At 63.3% G+C, this 17767-nt stretch carries 14 protein-coding genes; 5 read left to right on the top strand and 9 right to left on the bottom strand.

Annotated features, from left to right (window positions below; all coding sequences use genetic code 11):
• Positions 1 to 105: 105 nt before the first annotated feature.
• From AC07VY_RS14620 to AC07VY_RS14605, 4 genes are all read right to left on the bottom strand, one after another.
• Complete coding sequence (locus tag AC07VY_RS14620) at positions 106 to 1824, bottom strand: cation:proton antiporter domain-containing protein (protein ID WP_495098077.1); 1719 nt, start codon at positions 1822 to 1824, stop codon at positions 106 to 108.
• The gene (locus AC07VY_RS14615; RefSeq protein ID WP_495098196.1) at positions 1814 to 3130 is read right to left on the bottom strand and encodes a leucine-rich repeat-containing protein kinase family protein; all 1317 of its coding nucleotides are present in this window, start codon (positions 3128 to 3130) and stop codon (positions 1814 to 1816) included. The genes AC07VY_RS14620 and AC07VY_RS14615 overlap by 11 nt, the downstream gene beginning before the upstream one ends.
• A gap of 104 nt (positions 3131 to 3234) precedes the next feature.
• A complete protein-coding gene (locus AC07VY_RS14610; RefSeq protein WP_495098078.1) occupies positions 3235 to 6006 on the bottom strand; it encodes an EAL domain-containing protein in 2772 nt (923 codons plus the stop codon).
• Between the two features lie 50 nt (positions 6007 to 6056).
• Positions 6057 to 7694, bottom strand: a complete 1638-nt coding sequence (locus AC07VY_RS14605; protein ID WP_495098079.1) for a FecR family protein — start codon at positions 7692 to 7694, stop codon at positions 6057 to 6059.
• Between the two features lie 241 nt (positions 7695 to 7935).
• On the opposite strand from AC07VY_RS14605, the gene AC07VY_RS14600 reads away from it, so the two are divergent.
• The gene (locus AC07VY_RS14600) at positions 7936 to 9051 is read left to right on the top strand and encodes a GGDEF domain-containing protein (protein WP_495098080.1); all 1116 of its coding nucleotides are present in this window, start codon (positions 7936 to 7938) and stop codon (positions 9049 to 9051) included.
• Here AC07VY_RS14600 and AC07VY_RS14595 read toward each other — a convergent pair whose 3' ends face one another.
• Together AC07VY_RS14595 and tsaE are read right to left on the bottom strand one after the other, a co-directional pair.
• Positions 9052 to 10458 carry an N-acetylmuramoyl-L-alanine amidase gene (locus AC07VY_RS14595; protein WP_495098081.1) on the bottom strand — a complete coding sequence of 469 codons (1407 nt, stop codon included), beginning with the start codon at positions 10456 to 10458 and terminating at the stop codon, positions 9052 to 9054.
• Complete coding sequence (tsaE, locus tag AC07VY_RS14590) at positions 10455 to 10955, bottom strand: tRNA (adenosine(37)-N6)-threonylcarbamoyltransferase complex ATPase subunit type 1 TsaE (protein WP_495098197.1); 501 nt, start codon at positions 10953 to 10955, stop codon at positions 10455 to 10457. The genes AC07VY_RS14595 and tsaE overlap by 4 nt, the downstream gene beginning before the upstream one ends.
• On the opposite strand from tsaE, the gene queG reads away from it, so the two are divergent.
• From queG to AC07VY_RS14575, 3 genes are all read left to right on the top strand, one after another.
• Positions 10935 to 12017 (top strand): tRNA epoxyqueuosine(34) reductase QueG, encoded by a 1083-nt coding sequence (gene queG, locus AC07VY_RS14585; RefSeq protein WP_495098082.1) that lies wholly within the window; start codon positions 10935 to 10937, stop codon positions 12015 to 12017. The genes tsaE and queG overlap by 21 nt on opposite strands.
• A 162-nt stretch (positions 12018 to 12179) precedes the next feature.
• Complete coding sequence (locus AC07VY_RS14580; RefSeq protein ID WP_495098083.1) at positions 12180 to 13304, top strand: patatin-like phospholipase family protein; 1125 nt, start codon at positions 12180 to 12182, stop codon at positions 13302 to 13304.
• 49 nt (positions 13305 to 13353) lie between these two features.
• Positions 13354 to 15009 (top strand): methyl-accepting chemotaxis protein, encoded by a 1656-nt coding sequence (locus tag AC07VY_RS14575; RefSeq protein ID WP_495098084.1) that lies wholly within the window; start codon positions 13354 to 13356, stop codon positions 15007 to 15009.
• Between the two features lie 16 nt (positions 15010 to 15025).
• Here AC07VY_RS14575 and AC07VY_RS14570 read toward each other — a convergent pair whose 3' ends face one another.
• Genes AC07VY_RS14570 through AC07VY_RS14560 form a run of 3 tightly spaced genes read right to left on the bottom strand, consistent with a single transcriptional unit; the run spans position 15026 to position 16774 of the window.
• Complete coding sequence (locus AC07VY_RS14570) at positions 15026 to 15802, bottom strand: alpha/beta fold hydrolase (protein WP_495098085.1); 777 nt, start codon at positions 15800 to 15802, stop codon at positions 15026 to 15028.
• A gap of 8 nt (positions 15803 to 15810) precedes the next feature.
• Complete coding sequence (locus AC07VY_RS14565; protein WP_495098086.1) at positions 15811 to 16122, bottom strand: YciI family protein; 312 nt, start codon at positions 16120 to 16122, stop codon at positions 15811 to 15813.
• A gap of 28 nt (positions 16123 to 16150) precedes the next feature.
• Positions 16151 to 16774: an FMN-dependent NADH-azoreductase gene (locus tag AC07VY_RS14560; protein ID WP_495098087.1), complete on the bottom strand. Its 624-nt coding sequence runs from the start codon at positions 16772 to 16774 to the stop codon at positions 16151 to 16153.
• Positions 16775 to 16871: 97 nt separating this feature from the next.
• On the opposite strand from AC07VY_RS14560, the gene AC07VY_RS14555 reads away from it, so the two are divergent.
• Entirely contained in the window at positions 16872 to 17759 is an 888-nt protein-coding gene (locus tag AC07VY_RS14555; RefSeq protein ID WP_495098088.1) for a LysR substrate-binding domain-containing protein, read from the top strand.
• Positions 17760 to 17767: the final 8 nt, after the last annotated feature.

Below are 17767 nucleotides of genomic sequence, written 5' to 3'. Positions count from 1 at the left end.
ACACAACTGGATGAAACACCAGTATGGCGCATCTGAACCAAAATTCAAGTCTGTCTGAGGCAGGTAGCTAATCAGGCTATTTTTTTGTCTTTTTTTACCGGTGCTTTATGCGTGGCTGGGCGTTGCAGTCTTGCCAAACCGTTCCAGCACATGCTGGCCCATGCTATGGGCCAGCTCGTCTTCACCCAGGAAGACACGGCCGATCTTTTCCTGCTGCAGCAGTTCGGCCTCGGTTTCGTTGTGGGTACGCACCACGGTTTCTATCGCAGGGTTGAGCATGCGGGCGTTCTCCACCATCTGGCGCACATTGAAGGCGTCGGGCGTGGCCACCACCAGCATGCTGGCGTGGGCAATGTGCGCCTGTACCAGTACGGCAGCATCGGCCGCGTCGCCAGATACGGCGGTCAGGCCGCTGGCGCGCAATTGCTCCACACGTTCGCGGTTTTGCTCGACCACCACAAACGGGATGCCCTGCACACCCAGCTCCACAGCCAGGCGCTTGCCAACCCGGCCATAGCCCACAAGCACGACCTGGCGCGACAGGTATTTCTCATGCGTGTCCATGGGCAGCTCGGCCAGATGGTCGGTGCTGCGTGCGAACCGGTGCTTGAGCGACGGGTGGGCTTCCACCCACTGCTCCAGCCAGTCCGCGCCCTTGAACACCAGTGGGTTGACGGCGATGGACAGCAGGGCACCGGCCAGTATCAGGCTCTGGCCCTCGGGCCGCAGTAGCCCCAGGCTGGCCCCCAGACCGGCCAGGATGAAGGAGAACTCGCCAATTTGGCCCAGGCTGGCGGACACGTTCAGCGCCGTGTTCAGCGGATAGCGGAACACCAGCACCAGAGCTGCAGCGGCAATCGACTTGCCCACGATGATGATGGCCAGCACCGCCAGGACTTGTAGCGGCTGCTGCACCAGTACCATCGGGTCGAACAGCATGCCCACTGACACAAAGAACAGCACGGCAAACGCTTCGCGCAGCGGCAGCGAGTCCTCGGCGGCGCGGTGGCTGAACTCCGACTCGCGCATCACCATGCCCGCAAAGAAGGCGCCCAGCGCGAACGACACGCCGAACAGCGTGGCTGCGCCATAGGCGATGCTGACGGCCGCAGCGATCACGCACAGGGTGAACAGCTCACGCGAACCGGTGCGCGCCACCAGCCACAGCAGCTTGGGGAACACGCGCCGGCCCACCACCAGCATCAGGCCGACAAAGGCCGATACCTTCAGCAGCGTCAGCCCCAGGCTGAGCCACAGATTGCCACCACCGCCGTGGCCGTCGCCGGGCACGGTGCCACCCAAAGCACCGGCCAGCGGGGGCAGCAGCACCAGCACCAGCACCATGGCCAGGTCTTCCACCACCAGCCAACCCACGGCGATCTTGCCGTTCATCGAATCCAGTGCGCCGCGCGACTCCAGCGCGCGCAGCAGCACCACGGTGCTGGCCACCGACAGCGCCAGGCCAAATACCAGGGCCTCGCCCATGGGCCAGCCCCAGAAATGCGCCACACCTGCACCCATGGCTGTGGCCACAGCGATCTGCAGTACCGCGCCGGGCAGGGCGATCTTGCGCACCGACATCAGGTCGTCCAATGAGAAATGCATGCCTACCCCAAACATCAACAGCATCACGCCGATCTCGGCCAGCTCGGCGGCGATCTGGCCGTCGGCCACGAAGCCGGGTGTGAACGGACCGATCAACACCCCGGCCAGCAGATAGCCGACCAGTGCGGGCAGCTTCACCCGCACGGCCAGAAAGCCGAACACCAGGGCCAGTCCGAGCGCCGTGGCTATGGTGGTGATCAAGGGGGTGCTATGCAGCATCTACGGGTTCCTTCAGGGTGTTGAGTGACAGCAGGCACTGCACGATGGGGGTGAAAAGAGGGCGTAGCGCGGGCTGGGGCTGCAGGCAGCTGTCGCGCAACGCGGTCAAGGCAGCTATTGCCGGACTGTCTGCATGGGCCAGAAGTTCCTCCAGCAGGCAGCCAAAGGCGCGTACCTCCAGGCGTTGCAGGGCTTGGGACAGGCTTGTGTCGGCGGGCAGGAAGGCTGCGGCACCCATATCGCCCAGCAGGCAATTGCCGTCTGCATCGCACTGCAGGTTGTGGGCGTACAGGTCGCCGTGCAGTAGGCCCCGTCCATGCAGGTGTTCGGCGGCGCGGGCTACGCCCAGCGCGATGCGCAGAATTTTGTCCAACGTGAACTGTGTGCCGGCCGGGTACACATCGCGGGTACAGCTCTGCAGGCTGGGCGGTCCGGCCAGAGTGCAGAAGTGCTGCGGTATGTATTCCAGCACCAGGCCGGCCGTGCCATCCGGGTGCCCGGCCAGCGGGCCAGCCACTGGAATGATGTGCGGGTGTGCGCCTGCGGCCAGGCAGGCTGCCATTTCGCTGTGCGGCCAACCGTCGCTGGTGACTGCGCCCTTGAACAGTTTTACAGCCACGGTGCGAGGTGCATTGGCATCGTTTAATGCGGCCTGGTGGATGACGCCGGAGGCACCTTCGCCCAGGACGTGCTGCAAGCGCAGCCGCTGCCAGTCAATGGGCGGAGCCGGGGAGGGAGGGCGGTCGGCATCCAGCGGATTGCCGGCATAGGCCAGCCAGGCCAGGCGGGGTAGCTCCAGCAGCCAGTCGGGTAGGGCGGTCAGCTGGTTGGCCGAGATGCGTACCAGCTCCAGTTGTCGGCAGTGCGCCAGCTCGGGCGGCAGCTGCCGCAGCCGGTTGCCGGCCAGCATGAGCTTTTGCAATTGGCCGCACTGGCCTATGGCTGCGGGCAGGCTGTCGATCTGGTTGTCCGTCAGGATCAGCCAGCGCAGGCTGGGCGGCAAAGCCGAGGCCGGCACATGGCGGATCCGGTTGGATTTGAAGCCCACCATCTGCAGGCTGCTGCACTGGCCCAGCACGGCGGGTAGCTCGGTGAAGGGGTTGTTGGAGCAGAACAGTACGCGCAGGCGGTGCAGCCGGTGCAGATCGTCGGGTAACTGGGTCAGCGCGTTGCCTGACAGATTGAGTATCTGCAGGCTGTCGGCCAGGTCAAATATTTCGCGCGGAAACTCGGTCAAACCGCAGGACAGGTCCAGCCGTTCTATGCCTTGCAGTTGGCCCGCGCGCAGTTGGGAATAGGTGTCCATAGGGTCATGCATCACCCTATTGTCGGTGCAGTGCCGCGGGGTTCGGCATCTGGAATTTTATCTGCTTAAAACGGCCGTGATGCAGGTATATTGTGCGCAAGCAGCTATTTATTCGATAGCAGACCGGTGGCCACGTGCAGTGGCTGCGGATAGCCGAACCAGTAGCCCTGGGCGATGTCACATTGCTTGGCGATCAGTATCTGGCTTTGCTCTTCGGTCTCCACGCCCTCGGCCACCACTTTCAGGCCCAGGCCATGGGCCAGGGCGATGGTGGCGCGCACGATGGCGGCGTCGCCCTTGTCGGTGGCGATGTCCATCACAAAGCTGCGGTCGATCTTCAGCTCGTCTATCGGGAAGCGTTTCAGGTAGGCCAATGAGGAATAGCCGGTGCCGAAGTCGTCCACTGCCAAGCCTACGCCCAGCGCACGGATTTCATGCAGCAGGCTGATGACCTGGTCGGCATCGGCCATGGCCGTGGTTTCGGTGATTTCCAGCCGCAGCATGTGCGGCGGGATGCCCGTCTCTTGCAAGGCCAGGCGGACCACCTGGACGATGTCGCGGTTCATGCACTGGCGTGCCGAAACGTTCACCGCCAGCGGTACCGCCGGCAGGCCGGCACGCAGCCACAGCGCGACTTGGCGCGCGGCCTGCAGCACGGCCCAGGCGCCCATGTCTACGATCAAATCGGACTCTTCGGCCACGCCAATGAATTCGCCGGGCATGACCAGTTGTTCGGGGGTGCGCTGCCAGCGCATCAGCGCCTCCATGCCGACCAGCCGCCTGTCGTTCAGCGTGAACTGGGGCTGGTAGTGCAGCACGAACAGGCCGTCGCGCAGGCTGCGGCGCAGGTCGATCTCCAGCGCCAGGCGGTTGTGCATGCGGCTGTTCATGTCGTTGGACCAGAACTGGAAGCAGGCCCGCGGTTGCTCCTTGGCACGGTACATGGCCATGTCGGCTTTGGACAGCAGGTCTTCCAGGTCCGATCCGTCCTGCGGAGCCAGCACCACGCCCACGCTGCCCGAGCTGGGCAGGCGCGCGTGGTTGAAGTCGGCTCCCAGCTCGATGTCGCGCGCCAGCGCGTCCACCACCTTGGCGGCGGCGCTGGCGGCGCCCTCGTGGCCGTCCACATCCTCCAGCAGCATGACGAATTCGTCGCCGCCCCAGCGGGCGACGGTGTCGGTATCGCGGCACATGTTCAGCAGGCGCTGGGCCAGGATCTTCAGCACCTGGTCGCCAGTGCGGTGGCCCATGCTGTCGTTGATGTGCTTGAAGCGGTCCAGATCCAGAAACAGAATCGCCGTGCTTCCGCCGCGCCGCTGCGCGCGCGACAAAGCCAGGGCCAGGCGCTCGTGCAGGGTGCCGCGGTTGGGCAGGCCGGTCAGTTCGTCATGGCTGGCGGCGTAATCCAGCTTGCGGGCGGCGGCCACGGCGTCGGTGACGTCAGAAAACACCAGCACCGCGCCGTCCAGATGCCCTTCCGGGCTGGACAGCGGGCTGGCCGTGGCTCGTAGTGTCCGCATGCCGCTGGCTCCATGCAGGCTCAACAGCTGGGGCAAATGGATGCGCTGGCGCGTTTCCAGGCAGGTTTGCACGGCCTGGCGCAGATGGGCCTGGCTGTCCTGGGTGAGCGGGTAGATGCTAAGCAAGGGTTGGCCTTGCAAGTCTTGTTCGCCTGCTTGCAGCAGGGCTGCGGGGTTGGCAAAGCGCACGCAGCCGTCGTGGGCATTGATGGTGACGACGGCTTCGTCCAGCGCCTGCAGGGTGGCCTGGGCATGTTGGCGGGCACGCTGCAGACGCCGGTTGGCGGCTTGCAACTGGCCCGCGACCCAGACCAGCAGCGCCGCCGCCAGTGCCAGCTGGGCCATGGCTGGAGGTAGCCAGACCTGGGCCGTGCGCAGCAGCACGGCACTGCACAGCAAGGGCAGCAATAACAGGCTGCTGGCCAGCAGCGCACGCCGGCCGGAGTGCCGGGGCCAGGCCGCCAGGCTGCTGAGCATCAGCACGGAAAACAGCATGGTGGCCAGCAGCGAGGCGCGTTGTATCAGCCCATGGCTTTCCAGCGCCGCGTAGGCTTTGGCATGGAGTACCACCGACGGCAGAGTGCTTTGGCGGCCCGCCAGCGGGCTGACCAGCTCGCCGCCCAGGCCGCTGGCGGTCAGGCCGATGAAGGCCACGCGGTCATGCACTTCGGACAATAGCTGCGGGTTGTGTAGCGCCGCCGCAAAAGACACGGTGGGCAGGTCCGGCACACGCGGTAGCAAGGCTTCCTGGGCGCGGACCCAGGTGGTTTGTGCCTTGAATGCCGGAGCCGGGGCACTGCTGGCGGCTTGTTGCACCGCCAGCGCCAGGGCGGGCCAGACCGCATCACCGTTGCCAGCGTACAGAAACAGGCTGCGCGAAGCGCCGTCGGTGTCGATTTCCACGTCCACATGGCCCAGGCTGGAGGTGGTCAGCGCCCCGCCCAGCGCAGGCAGCAGAGGCTGCGGGCCCATGCCGCCATCGGCCTGCTGGCTGGGCGCCACGGCCAGCACCACATGGCCGTAGCGCTGGATGGCTTCGGCCAGCGCGGCGTCGCTGCCCGGGTGTTCGGTGTCTGGCTCGGAAAACAGAATGCCTATGCCCACGGCGCTGGCACCCGCCTCGTGCAGGCGGTTGACCATGTCGGCATGTACCGAGCGCGGCCAGGGCCAGCGGCCCAGCTCGGCCAGGCTGGCGTCGTCAATCGCCACCACCACCGGCGGCCGTGCCGGCAGAGCTTGTACGGGTAGTAGCAAGTCGTAACTGAGCAGGTCCAGGCGACGCACGCTGCTGGGCTGCAGCCAGGCCAGCAGCAGAATCGCCAGCAGACCTGCCCCCCACCAGCCGTGGCGCAGCATGGCCCGCCTCCAGCGCTGCCGGGGTGGGCTGGCAAGAGGCAAAAAGGTGCTCAGAGAAAGCCCAGAAGCGGTAGCAACAAAAGCAGTACACGCCAGGGGCTGGGTGCATCTGGCACGGTGAAGGATTGGGTGCCGCCCCAGGGGCCGGTGTAGCCGTCTTCGCCTATGGTCTGCACCCGTACATAGTGGGTGCCAGGTGCCAGGTTCTGTAGGGCGTATTGGGTGGTATCGGTCTGCGCATCGGTCTGCGGGCTGGCAAAGGTCTTGTCAATGTCTACCTGTAGCCGGTATTTGGCGGTTTGGGGCTGGGCGGTCCAGCGCAGGCTCAGGTTGCCGTCCTTGGGGGGCGTTATATCTACGCCCGGGCCTGGCAGTACACGCCTGAAGCTTTGGGCATCACCCCAGGGCCCCTGGCCTTTTTGGGGGTGGATGGCCGCCATGCGCCATTGGTACTGGCCAGGGGGCAGGTCTTGTTGGGTTGTGGTGCTGGCGGTATTGGCCAGCTCCTGGTCTTCCAGCGGCGCTGGTTGGTCCTTGGCGCTGACTTGCAGGCGGTAGCGCCAGCTGGGGTCGGCCAGGGTCCAGCGGAAGCTGGGTTGGGTGGCGGTGGTGGCGCTGTCGGCTGCGGGCTCTATCAGCAGTGGCGGCTCGGGCCTGGCATGTACGACCAGGCTGCGCTCGGTGCCCAGGCCTTCCAGGCCTTGGGCGTCGATTGCGCGCACGCGCAGCACGTAGCTGCCATCAGCCACGTCGCGGGCACGGATGCGGGCTGCGGGCGAGGTTTCGTCCGACTCGGCCACCACGAACTGCGTGCCTGGTGCCAGCTGGGTGCGGTAGCTGCTGGCACCGGCGACCGGGGGTAGCGGCCAATCTATGGGCAGGCGCTCTATGCGCTCGGGCAAGCTGTTCAGCACCGGTGCGGGCAGCAGCGTCACCGGCTGGTCGGGCGACTGGCCGGCCTGGGCTAGGCTGCCCTGGGCGGCCGAGGCGGTGACCTGGCCTGCCGGGTTGCTTACCTTGACAGCGCCCTCTATCACTTCGGTGCGCAGGCTGTCTTTTTCGGCGTAGACGCGGAACTGGGTGCCGCGCACCGCTGCCACGGCCGCCGGGGTGCGGATTTCAAAACGACCGCCCGAGGTTCCCATGGGCGTGACCTGGTTTTCCAGGCTACCTTGCAGCAGTTCCAGCTCCACCATGCTGACCTGGCCCAGCACGCGTCGCTGCGTGCTGCGTAACTGCAGCGCGGTATCGCGGCGTACCAGCACGCGTGAGCCGTCGGCAAACTCCAGGCTGGCGCTGCCGGTGGGGCCGGTTTGCAGGCCGGCGGGTGCTTGCAATAACTCGCCCACTTCCGGGCTACGGGCTGCGGCCTGGCCGGATACCAGGCGGGTATCGCCCACCACGGCGGCCACGCGTACCTGGGCCGATTCCAGTCTGAGCCAGTCTGTGGGGATGTGCAGGCGGGTTCCCGGCGGGATGCGGTGATCGTCTGGAATATGGTTGCGCTGCCGCAGCGCCAGCGCCAGGGCGGGTTTTTTCAGATAGCGCTGGGCCAGGTTCCAGGGATGGTCTCCAGGCTGTACGGTATAAACGAAGTCAGCGGCCGAGGCGCTGCCAAAGGCGCCTGACAATAAAAGCAGCGCCAGGCCGTGGCCCAGTTGCGTAGAGCGGTGGATGTGCAGTTTCATCGTGTCTTACATTTCGGTTGCTGCCGTTGTGCTGGGCGATGGCAGCTTGTAATAATGCCGTTACAAGCTGCATTGGACAACATTTAGATGGGTCTGAACCGCCAAAGGGCGTCGCTGCTAGCGCATTTTTGAAGTACGTCGCTTGAGGCCGCGTGTAACACGGCCTTAACACGACCTTAGGCTCCGCTCCCCAGGGGCAATTATCCTTTGTAGCTTGGCGCCGCGCGCCAGAAAGAAGTACATGGACAGATCGAGGACCTGGCTTCAGCGCAGTCTGGACGGCTTGCTGGGTGTAGAAAAGGCCATGCGCATCCGCACCAGCCAATTTGTGCTGGCGGCGGTGCTGATGCTGGCCTGCATTGGCGAGTTGTACTGGCTGGCGGCATTCGGCATCGCCAATGTGCAGGATGTGACCCACTGGTCCATCCTCTCCGGCGCTGGCCTGGTGCTGGTGTTTGCGCTGATTCGCAGTGGGTTTTCTCTGCGCTGGAGCGATCCCTCGCTGGCGCTGCCGCAGATGCTGTATGCGATTGCCTGCAACGCTGTGGCTTTTGTGATTGCGGGCGATGGCCGGGGGGGGACTTTGCCGCTGCTGTCGGTGATCTTGACCTTTGGCATGTTTGGCATGTCCACCCGGCAGGTGACGTTTGTAGGGGTTTACGCCTTGGTCCTGTTTGCCTGGGCGATTGCGTATGTGCGCGAGACCATGGGCAGCCTGGTGCCAGTCGAGATACACATCGCTTATTTCTTCATGTTGGCGATTGTCGTGGTGGGCTGTTCTTTTCTGACATGGCGATTGACCACCATGCGCCAGCATATTCGCGACCAGAAGGACCAGTTGCAGTATGCGCTGGAGAAAATCCAGCGCATTGCTACCCGCGATGAACTCACGGGTACGGCCAATCGCCGTTTCATGCAGGAGCAGATGCGGCAGGAGTTCCAACGCTCCAGCCGCAGCGGAACACCTGTGATGGTGGCGATGCTGGATATTGACTATTTCAAGCGCGTCAACGACACCTACGGCCACCAGGCAGGAGACCGCAGTCTGCAGATGTTTGCCCAGGTGGTGCAAAACAGCCTGCGCTCCACCGACCTGCTGGCGCGTTGGGGTGGAGAGGAGTTCCTGGTGTTGTTGCCCGATACCGACTTCAGCTACGGCATGGCCTGCCTGGAGCGCGTGCGCACCCAGGTGGCCGAGACCATGGTGGCCTTTGGCAGTGTGGAAATCCAGTTCACCGTGTCCATCGGTGTGACCCAGTACCTGGAGGGTGACTCCATAGAAAGTACGGTAGACCGTGCCGACTTTGCGCTCTATGCAGCCAAGGCCCAGGGCCGCAACCAAGTGGTTAGTGCATAGCTACACCGTGCGGTTGCGGGCCAGCGGCGGGTTCTTCGCAAAGTAGCTGCGGATGCCGCGCAGGATGGCGTCGGCTAGCTGCTCGCGGTAGTCGCTGCTCTTGAGCTTGGATTCCTCTTCGGGGTTGCTGATGAAGGCAGTCTCCACCAGCACGCTGGGTATGTCGGGCGCCTTCAACACCGCAAAGCCGGCCTGTTCCACGCTGCCTTTGTGCAGGCGGCCAACACGGCCCACTTCGCCCAGCACCGCACTGCCTAGTTTCAGGCTGTCGTTGATCTGCGCGGTGGTGCTCATGTCCAGCATGGCGCTTTGCACCTGTGAATCCTTGGCATGCACATTGATGCCACCAATCGTATCGGCGGCGTTTTCCTTGTTGGCCATCCAGCGCGCGGCACTGCTGGAAGCAGCGCCGTGGCTGAGCGCGAACACGCTGGCGCCGCGTGCGGCGGGGGTGAGAAAGGCGTCCGCGTGGATGCTGACGAACAGGTCGGCCTGCACGCGCCGGGCTTTTTGCACCCGCACCTGCAGCGGCACGAAGAAGTCGGCATCGCGCGTCATGAAGGCGCGCATGGGGTTACCGTTGACGGTGGTGGCGTTGATGCGCTCACGCAGCAGATGCGCCACCTGCAGCACCACATCTTTTTCGCGTGTGCCGCTGGGGCCGATGGCACCCGGGTCTTCGCCGCCGTGGCCGGGATCCAGGGCGATGATGATCAGGCGGTCAGTGCGCTGCGCAGCTGTGGCCGGATTATTGGCATCATTTGAGCCTGTAGCGCTGGGTGGTTGTGCTGGGGGTGCTATTGAATTGCTAGCGGAATCCTTGTTGGGCGCACCACCGGGTACCGGCGGGCGCGCGATACCTGTAATGGCCGGTTTGGTTTGCTGCTTGGCGATCAGCGCCTCCAGTGCGTCGGCCTCGGCGGCTTCGCTGGGCTGCGGAGCGGGCGTGCGGTCCGCCAGGCGTTCGGTGATCAGCGCCTCCAGCGGGTCTTCTTCCTGGGCCGGGTAGAGGTCAAACACCAGCCTGTGCTGGTAGGCCGCCACCGGCGCCAGGGTGAACACCTGCGGCTTGGCCGCGCGCTTCAGGTCTATCACCATGCGCACGATGCCGGGCGCATTCTGGCCCACGCGGATGCCAGCGATGTTCGGGTCGTCTGCCTGCACACGGCCCACCAGTTCGCGCAGCGCCGGGTTCAGGTCTATACCCTCGATGTCCACCGCCAGGCGCGGCGGGTTGGCCACAAAGGTTTGCTTCACCGCCAGGGCGGTGTCTGATTCGATGGTGACGCGTGAATAGTCGGGCGCCGGCCACACGCGTACCGCCACGATGCTGGCGCCGTGCGCAATGTGCTGCGCACCCAGCAGCAGGGCCAGGGTGCTGCCCTGTACAAATTCGCGCCGCTTCATGCGCCTACTCCTTGCAGCAGGCGCAGGCCTATGGCGGTGGCGGCTGTGATGTGCACCTGGCGGGACTCGTCGGCCAGGACTTCCAGTGTGATAGCCAGGTCGGGCGCGGGCAGCAGGCCGCCAGCGTTTTGTGGCCACTCGGCCAGTTTCAGGCCGGGGCTGGCGAAGATGTCGCGAAAGCCCGCGTCTTCCCATTCGCGCGGGTCGCTGAAGCGGTAGAAGTCAAAGTGCCAGATATTCAGGCCGGGCACCTCGTGCGGTTCCACCACGGCATAGGTGGGGCTTTTGATGCGGCCGGGTACGCCCAGGGCGCGCAGTAGGTGGCGTACCAGTGTGGTTTTACCCGCGCCCAGGTCGCCGTGCAGGGTGATGAAGGCGTGGGTAATGTCGGGCTGGGTGGCTAGGGCCTGGGCAAAGGCGGCGGTCGCGATCTCGTCGGTCCAAAGCAAGGTGCTGTGGGTTTCTACAATCGGCGAATGGTGTTGAACGGTGCTCAGAACAATGGTCTCCAATGGGTGTCGCAGATACAGGCATGGGCGCGCGAACTCGGATTTTCCCAAATTGGCGTGGCCCCGGTGGATTTGTCGTCTGCCGAAGCGGGTCTGATGGCCTGGTTGGCCCAAGGGTTCCATGGTGACATGGCTTATATGGCCAGCCACGGCCTGAAACGAGCCCGCCCGGCGGAACTGGTGCCAGGGACCGTCAGCGTCATCACCGCCCGCATGGATTATCTGCCGCGCAGCACGCTCGAGGGTTGGCAGGTGCGGGAATTCGACCGTTTGAACCGGCCGGGCGAGGGCATCGTGTCCGTTTACGCCCGGGGGCGGGACTACCACAAGGTGCTGCGCGCACGCTTGCAAAAGCTCAGCGATCGCATCGCCGCCGAGCTGTGCCCGCTGGGCTACCGTGTGTTCACCGACTCGGCTCCGGTGCTGGAGGCCGAACTGGCCGCGCGCAGCGGCCAGGGCTGGCGCGGCAAACACACCCTGGTGCTGAACCGCGAGGCCGGGTCGATGTTCTTCCTGGGTGAAATCTATGTGGACATTGCTTTGCCGCCGTCCACACCTACCAGCGGCCATTGCGGCAGCTGTAGTGCCTGCATTGATATCTGCCCCACGCAGGCCATCGTGGCCCCGCACCGGTTAGATGCACGTCGTTGCATCTCTTACCTGACCATCGAACATGCTGGGCCGATTCCGCTGGAGCTGCGCCCGCTGATGGGAAACCGCATCTATGGTTGCGATGACTGCCAGCTGGCCTGCCCCTGGAACAAGTTTGCCCAGCGCAGTGCCTTGCCCGACTTTGACGAGCGCCGTGGCTTGAGCGGTCAGCAACTGGCTACGCTGTTTAGCTGGACCGAGGATGAATTCCTGCGCTACACCGAAGGTGGCCCGATACGCCGCATAGGCCATGAACGCTGGCTGCGCAATGTGGCGGTGGCGATGGGCAATGCGTTGAGGGTGTCGGACGATGTGATGATCCGCAACGCGTTACAGCAGCGAGCCCAGGACCCAAGTCTGCTTGTGCGCGAACATGTGGCGTGGGCGCTGAAAAGTTAGTACATTCCTGAATTTAGAGCAGGGCCCTAGGGTATTTACTGTGTTTGTTGATTTTGTAAACGTGTAAGAAAAACTATCTTTTTGCTGGTTGTAATTAATTAATTAATGCAATCAGAGGTAATATTGGCTACGAAATGTATCCAGTATTTCAAAGGGATTAGCGTGAACAATCAGTTCGGGAAAAAGAAGAAAGCGCTGGTTATCGGCGGTGGCGCTCCGAATTCGCCTTTGATTGCCGGCGCCTTGGCCGCCTTCCTGGACCAAGGCATTGAATTCGATGTGATTTCTGCCTCGGGCGCTGGCGTACTCATGGGCTTGCTGTACCAGGCACCCAAGAACTACACGCCCCGGGAGGCCTTGGTCCGCTGGGCTGAGGTTGGGGTTGCGGACACGATCTACAAGCTGTTCCCGGTCAACTACAAGATATTCCAGAAACCAGGTGCCGAGGCCATGCAGTACCGAAGTGCCATGCAGCCTGCTGCAGCGCCGATTGCGAGCAACCCGTTCCTGGATGCCATCACCAAGAGCTTTACACATAATTTCAGCCAGACCTCCGGTACCTGGAAAGACTGGATGCAACTGGTGCAGTCCAGTCTGTCGCCATCGGATTTGAGTAGCAAAAGCCTGGGCTTGTGCGCGCATCTGCCTTTCTTGGAGCAGTCGGTTGACTTCAGTGCTGTAGCGAATATGCGGCCGGCGTTCTACATCAATGCGTACAACATGACCCAGGGTCGCATGCAGATTTGGGGTAAGGACGAGATTCAGCCTGTGCATGTGCGGGCGGCCTTGTCATTCCCTTTTCTGTACCCACCGACCGAGATCGATGGGGACGACTACATAGAGGGTGCAGCGCTGGATACGCTGAATTTTCAACCCTTCGAGTCGAACGCTGATGGGCAGTCTCTGCATGACGATGTGGATACGCTGGTCGTGCTCGACATCCTGGGAGACGAGCGTTTGATCCGCAAGCCGCGCAATCTGTACGACGCCTGGGTTCGTTCTGTCATCACACCGCTGGTGAAGATATCGAAGGCTGAAACCCGGCTGTTCGAGCTCGAACACAACACCGACCCGGCCACCGGCCAGCCCAAGCGGCGCATGCTCAAGGTGGACCTGATGCAGGGGATTCCGGATGGACACTGGCCGGAAGTGCTGGAGTGGTCTGCATCCAATATGCAACTGCTTTTCGAAGTCGGCTACCGGGCAGGGCAGGCATTCTGCCTGGAGCATGCAGCTCTTTTGCATGTCACACATCCCGAAGACGACGAGGCCGTATCCGCTTGTTGAGCAAGTCGGCAGAACGATGGCCACCTAATGACATTGACGAGGAACATCTATGACAATCACCAAACGCTTGCTATTGACACTGTCCACCGCGCTTGTTGCGTTGATTTTTGTGGGCGTGGATGGGCTGTGGCAGCTACAGCGTTCCCAGGATCGCTTTGACACGGTGCAAAACCGCATCATTCCCAGCATCCATGGTCTGAATGCGGCCAAAGGCTTTTTGGCGGACACCCGGCTGGCGGGTTACCGCTTGTCGGTGTTCTCCAATCTCAGCGACAAAACGGCTCTGGAAAAAGCCTTGGCCGACGCCAACAAGAACTTTGATGACGTGATCGCGACCTACGAAAAGGAACGCATTTACGACGACACCGACCGCAAGATGCTGGCCGCCGACCGTGCCAACATGGAAGCCTATCGCCAGGCCTTGGTGCCGTTTTTCAGCGCCGCACGCGCGGGCGACATGGACGGTGTGCGCGCAACGCTGGTCGCTGGCTCTCCTTTGGCGCTGTCAGCTGCCGGTGTCAAAAAGGGCATAGACGAGCACATCGTCTACAACAACTCCTTGGTAGAGGCGGTGCGCCGGGAAAGTGCCGACGCCCATACGTTTGCCCAGCGCAGCATGCTGGCCGTGATGGTGGTGGCCTTGCTGCTGACGGGTACGCTGGCCTTGCACCTGTACCGCACCATTACCGGCAGCTTGGCCAATCTGCAGAAGGACTTTGAACGCGTCAGCGTGTCGCTGGATTTGTCGAAACCGGTGAAGATTGAGCGCATGGATGAAATTGGCCGGGTAGCGAATGCGTTCAACACCTTGCTGGCGCGCATTGCCGACGTAGTTGCAACGGTGCATGCTTCAGCCGATGCGGTCAGTGTTGCGTCGCAAGAGATCGCCGCGAGCAATGCCGACTTATCGACCCGTACCGAACAACAGGCATCTTCGCTGGAGCAAAGCGCGGCCAGCCTGGAGCAATTGACCGCCGCAGTGCAGCAGAACACCAGCAGTGCGCGCGAGGCGAGCCAACTGGCGGTGACAGCATCGCAGATCGCATCGCAGGGTGGCAGTGTGGTGAACCAGGTGGTGAGCACCATGAATTCGATCAATGATTCCTCCAGCAAGATCGTGGACATCATCAGCGTGATTGATAGCATTGCATTTCAAACAAACATACTGGCGTTGAATGCTGCTGTCGAGGCTGCACGTGCGGGTGAGCAAGGGCGTGGCTTTGCCGTGGTGGCCAGTGAGGTGCGCAGCCTGGCACAACGCTCGGCGGCTGCAGCCAAGGAGATCAAGGCACTTATTGGCGACTCGGTTGACAAGGTTGGGTCTGGCAGCAAGCTGGTGGAGCAGGCTGGTGAAACCATGCAAGATATCGTGACCAGTGTGCGCAAGGTAACGGAGATTGTGGGCGAAATCGCATTGGCCAGCCAACAGCAAAGCGACGGCATCGGCCAGGTGAACGTCGCGATTTCTCAAATGGACCAGATGACCCAGCAGAATGCTGCATTGGTGGAAGAGGCTGCGGCCGCGTCCCAGGCCTTGCATGAGCAGGCACAAACGCTGGAGCAGGTGGTGGGTGTGTTCCAGGTGGACGCGAACCCGTTGGCGTCAAAGCCTGATCCCTATAAAGCCGCCTCGCGCTTGGCGGTCGCTGCACAGCCTAGTTCACCGGTACCGCGTTCTTCGGATAGGAAAATAGCTCTGAACTAGGTTGCTCTTCGAAAGCCTATTTCTCTACTGAGCGTGCTGCGCGCTCTATCAGCGCAACCACCGCGTCTGGGTGGCTGACAAGCGACATATGGCTTGACTTCACACTGACGGTCGTTGCGCCGATGGCCTGGGCCAGCGTGCGCTGGACCCGGGGCGGAAGGGCGTTATCGTTTTCCGTCACCAAATACCAACTGGGCTTGCTGTGCCATGCGGCCGTCGTCACTTTGTCGCCAAATGCGCGGGCGCCCATGGGTTGCTGGGCCGCTGCCAGCAGCGCTGCCTGCGCCACGGACACATCGCCCGCCATGACGTGCCGGTAGGCCACGGGATCGTCGAGCCAGATCAGTCCGTCGTTGTCGGGCGTGAAGTCTTCCATGGGCGCGGCCAGGCGGGTCAAAACGTCTGCGGTGGATTCACCCGAGTCCGGCACCAGGGCGGACAGATAGACCAGGCCCAGCACATTGCTGTTGGTGCCGGTCTCTGTCACCACGGTTCCCGCCCAGGAATGGCCAACCAGGATCACGCCGCCTTTCTGCCTTTCCAGAACACGGCGCGTGGCGGCAACGTCATCGGCCAGCGAAGTCAGCGGGTTCTGCACCGCCGTCACGTGGTAGCCCTTGCGCTGCAATCGCTGGATCACAGGTGTCCAGCTGGAGCCATCGGCAAAGGCGCCATGCACCAGCACGATGTTGCGCACCGTGGCTGGGGCGGCGCTGGCCAAGCTGACGGCGCAGCTGGCCGCCAAAGCCAGGGCGCCGCAGCACCAGCGCCACAAACGGGGTACGGAGACCATGCTGCTCTTCACGACACGGCCTTGGCGCCAGGCGCCCAGTCGGCAGGAAAGGCCGCGCTGCGCATGGCGGCGTCAAAGCCGCGTACCTGGTAGTCCACTAGCTTGTGTACGGCAAAGGAATCCAGTGCCAGCATGCGGTCCAGATCGTCGCGGCTATTGCTGCGTGCCAGCACAAAGCCACCGCTGCGGTCTTCCAGTGGCCCGGCGACCAGTATCTGGCCGCTGCGTGTATGTGTGACCAGCCAGTCACGGTGCGTGTCGAGGTGCGCATTCACCTCCTGGATGGGGCGGATGTAGTTCAGTGTGACAAGGTAAAGCATGGGTTTCTCCGAATGGTGGGGATGGTGATCAGGCAGCAGCTTGGCGTACGACATCGGCAACCGCTGCGTGCGCAGTGCGCATGGACAGTTCCTTGGCCTCGTTGCCTCGGGACAGGTTCTCTGCACGTACGAAGCGCACGTCAGTGATGCCCATGAAGGCGAAGACAGCCTTCAGGTAGTCCTCCTGGAAGTCCATGGCCGTGGCCGGGCCGGAGGTATACGCGCCGCCCCGGGTGGACGCGACGATCACGCGCTTACCCATGGCCAATCCCACCGGGCCGGTGGCGGTGTACTGGAAGGTGCGCCCGGGTTGCACCACGCGGTCTATCCAGGCCTTCAGTTGGCTGGCCACCGAGAAGTTGTACATGGGTGCGCCGATGACGATGGTGTCGCTGGCCAGCAGCTCGTCCACCAGAGCTGCCGAGCGGGCGTGCTCTAGCACCACGCTGGCGCTGGTGTAGTCGTTGTGCACGGGCCGGAAGCCGGCGGCAATCGGGCCGTCCAGGTGCGGAATGGCGTCTTCCACGAGATCGCGGTAGCTGACCTGGGCGCCTGGGTATTCGTGGCGGATGTGGCTGATGATGGCGGCTGTCAGTGCGCGCGATGTGGATGCGTCTGTGAGGATGCTGGAATCGAGGTGGAGAATTTTCATGTGATGCTCTTGAGTGGTAGTGCCTTGATGATCGGCAAATGGGCGGTGTCTGTCCAAGACGGAATGTGCGACAGTTGAGACCTGAAAGGACTCAACCATGCTCGACCTGCGCCAGCTCCGCTACTTCATTGCAGTCGCCGAAACCGAGAACGTGGGCCGCGCGGCCGAGCTGCTGCATATCTCGCAATCGCCGCTGAGCCGGCAGATCCAGCAACTCGAAGAGCAGCTCGGCGTACTGCTATTCGAGCGCAGCAAGAAGCGCCTGCGCCTGACGCACGAAGGGCGCGACCTGCTCGGCGAGGCGCGGGTGCTAATGGCGAATGCTCTGCGGGTCGAGGCCTTTGGCCGCCGGCTGGGCTCCGGCACCGCGGGGCGGCTGGCAATAGGCTATGTGGAGGGCGCCATGCATGCGAACCTGCTGGGTCCGGCGCTGCGGCGGTTTCGGCGTGCCAGTCCGGCAGTGGCCTTGTCCTTGCAGGCGCTGGGTTCCGCGGTGCAGTTCGAGCGGCTGCGCCAGCGCACGCTGGACCTGGGTTTTGTCTATCGGGCGCCCGAGCCTGGGTCTGACCTAGCCAGCGTGGCGGTGGTGGACGAGCCGCTGCTGCTGGCCATCCCCAAGGATGACCCGCTGTGCAAGCTGAAAAACATCCAGCCCGCGCAACTGGACCAGCGCCCCTGGATCGCCGTGGCCCGCCAACCGGTGGACACCGTACGCCCCGCGCTGCTGGCCGGCTGCCAGCGCGCCGGCTTCACGCCCGACATCGCCTATGAAACCTCCGACCCTCTGTCGTCGCTACAGCTGGTCAGCGCGGGCGTGGGCCTGACGGTGGTGCAGGCCAGCCTTGGCACGGCCAACGCTGTGCCCGATGTGGTGTTTCGGGAGCTGCCCTGGCTGAACCTGCGGGTCAACGTGTACCTCGTCTGGCGTAGCGACGAACAGCGCCCGCTGGTCAGCCAGTTTCATAACGCGGTTCTCAAGATTTAGGCCCCTGG

The sequence above is a fragment of the Rhodoferax sp. GW821-FHT02C08 genome (assembly GCF_059421805.1).
The sequence above is the reverse complement of the archived record's forward strand: the minus strand, read 5'-3'. Positions and strand labels throughout refer to the sequence as shown.